This is a genomic window from Pseudovibrio sp. Ad37 (assembly GCF_001623075.1).
In the GTDB taxonomy this organism is placed as follows: Bacteria; Pseudomonadota; Alphaproteobacteria; order Rhizobiales; family Stappiaceae; genus Pseudovibrio.
Map to the genome: position 1 here is coordinate 1 of NZ_LMCF01000036.1, position 2,687 is coordinate 2,687.

At 50.1% G+C, this 2,687-nt stretch carries 2 protein-coding genes and 1 rRNA gene; all 3 read left to right on the forward strand.

Going from position 1 to position 2,687, the window contains the following annotated elements:
• Positions 1-83 (forward strand): 5S ribosomal RNA (rrf, locus tag PsAD37_RS09430); the annotation flags it as partial.
• 794 nt (positions 84-877) lie between these two features.
• Entirely contained in the window at positions 878-1,252 is a 375-nt protein-coding gene (locus tag PsAD37_RS09435; protein WP_063295935.1) for an MmcQ/YjbR family DNA-binding protein, read from the forward strand.
• Positions 1,253-1,878: 626 nt separating this feature from the next.
• Positions 1,879-2,400, forward strand: a complete 522-nt coding sequence (locus PsAD37_RS09440; RefSeq protein ID WP_063295936.1) for a hypothetical protein — start codon at positions 1,879-1,881, stop codon at positions 2,398-2,400.
• Positions 2,401-2,687 lie beyond the last annotated feature (287 nt).

Here is a 2,687-nt window from a genome sequence, read left to right on the forward strand (position 1 = left end):
TCCCATCCCGAACTCGGAAGTGAAACGCCCCTGCGCCAATGGTACTTCGTCTTAAGACGCGGGAGAGTAGGGCGCCGCCGGGCATGAATAATCCACACTGACAATCTCTCAAAATGAAACAGAACAACATACCAACTCAAAAGCCCCCGATGCATAACGCATGGGGGCTTTTTGCGTTCTGGGATTAAGCCAGCCTGAATGAGAGGGCTGAAAACACATCGAACTAGGCTCTGAGTGGTCGACAATCACCTGGATTGCAATGCTACCTGACCGAAGAATACTCCCTGAATATACAGCCACCAGTTTACCTCAATGAAACCAAAGCAACGTCTTCAAGGGATTGAAACGTATTGCCTTGCGATGCTGTAATATGTTGAAACTAGCAGCCTTTCATGCGGTCTGGGAAGAATGGAGAGCCGCGAGAGGCGCTCAGGTTTGACCTCAATAGCGATCGCAATAGGTGATCAAGCCTCGGCATTTATGAGCTGGTGTCGTGTGCTGTGTGATTGAGCCAAACCGAAATCGGAAAGGCGTTGCGTTCCATTCTGCATCCGTTGGCGATGTTTGCACTCGGATTGCGCCGCTATGTCTGCAGCGCTTTCAAAGGAAATGCAGAGCGCACTTCTGCGCCAGGATTTGATTGTCCGAATAGTACTCACAACCGTTCTATGCTGTCTGCTGACCAAAAAAGAGATAGAACTGATCTATGCGCTACCTCAGATGAACAGGAGTGAGCGTGTGTGATGGGTGCTCTTTATGGGTAGCCAAATCTGAAAGTTAGTTGAGCGGGTACCGAATTGGATTTTGATTGTGTTATCTTCGTTGCAATTATTGGCTGTGTTTGATGCCTTTTTTTGATTGCTAGGGAGAGACTAGATTGACGCGGGATGAATTTGATAATTATTGCAAGTCATTGGTTGGGACGAGCAATGTCATTCAGTGGGGGAATGCTTCGGTTTGGAAGGTTGGAGAGAAGATCTATGCGATTTGCTCTAACTGGGGAGAGGACCGTCCTGAGATGAAAGGGATCAAGATCAGCTTTAAATGTTCAGAGCTTTCCTATCAGATTCTGACGGAACAGGAGGGCATTATTCCGGCGCCTTATCTGGCTCGGGCGAAGTGGGTTCAGATTGAGACTGCGCAGGCGATGGCTGATGAAGACATCAAGGATTATGTTCGCGAGGCGCATAGCATTATTGCGAGGAAGCTGACCAAGAAGTTGCAGAAAGAGATTGGGTTTGTTGCAGCTTAAGTGTGTCTGATCACGTGGGGCTCTGAATAACTGATCGTGCTGATTTTAAGGTTTGCGTTCTTTTGTGCAGATTTGCGCGAAATGTGCGTTGCTCGTGGTTCTTATTGAGTGGTTTTGTGTCTGGCTTTTGCACCGCGCGCATTTAATTTTGAACGGGGGAGATTCTATCATAGAACCACCTAGCGGGCATATGTTTACCCCGTGGAATTTGCCCTATTTTTTATGCCCGCTTTTCCAGATGTTACGCTGGCATCCGCAAATAAAAGTTATCCCCCTCTGAGGATCTTTCTTTACTCATAAGCTTGTTTTTGCAGAGTATTGCGATCATTCGTGCTCGGTGCTCGGTGCTCGGTGCTCGGTGCTCGGTGCTCGGTGCTCGGTGCTCGGTGCTCGGTGCTCGGTGCTCGGTGCTCGGTGCTCGGTGCTCGGTGCTCGGTGCTCGGTGCTCGGTGCTCGGTGCTGTATATACGAAGCATCACATGACATGCTTCCGGGCATTGTGTTAGGCACCTCCTTGTCAATTGATTGAAACCAAGCAAATGGAGCGCGCTATTGCGAGACACTCCTTATCCGCCCGAAACTTGAGATTGCTTTCGTTGGCTTGTGTTTTGTGTCAATAAGACGCTATGGATCTGAACCAACTTGATGACCGGCTGAAAGCAGACTGCGAGAAATGCGCTGCGCTGTGCTGTGTGGCGCTTGCCTTTGATAAGTCGAGTGTTTTCCCGTTTGATAAAGTTGCTGGTGAGCCTTGCCGAAATCTTGAGGGCTGTGGGGGCTGCAAGATCCATTCTGATCTGGCGACGACCGGGTACAAGGGCTGTGTTCAGTTTCACTGTCACGGGGCTGGGCCGATTGTCACGCAGGAGCTGTTTTCCGGCAATACGTGGCAGACGCAGCCGCATTTGCTGCGGCCTATGATGGAAGCCTTCTGGGTGTTCTTGCGGCTTCAGGAGCAGGTGTTGCTGCTGAGGCATGCAGCCAACTTGCCTTTGCCAGAGGCTAAGCAAAAAGAGCTGCATGCATTTTTGGATAAGCTGTGCCCTGAGAACGGCTGGAGCTGGGATTCTTTTGAAAATCTGGATCAGGCGAAAGTGTCCGCAGAAGTTAAGGGCTGGCTTGCCTCCCTGCGGGATGTGTTGGCCTAGTTTTTAGATTATGCGATTTCGGGCTTGGTGGCTTTGACCATCAGGAGGAAAGCAGAGAGAGATTTCCAGCGGTGGAAGCGTGGCACCTGCTGGATCGCTTGCTTGTAGGTTCGTGTTCCTGAAACTCCTTGATTTGAAGGCTTGCCTTGGTGAAGGGGTTTAGAGCTTGTCGCGTTTAATCGGTCATGTATCCAGCTGTTTTGAAGAAGTTGTTGCACTCTTGCTTTGTGAAGAGGTCGCAGACTTGGCCTACGGCCTGCCACAGTGCTTGATAACTTCTTGCTGCG

Excerpts from the sequence above, each read along its gene's own strand:
- PsAD37_RS09440 (WP_063295936.1), top strand. The coding sequence starts at position 1,879 with ATGGATCTGAACCAACTTGATGACCGGCTGAAAGCAGACTGCGAGAAA.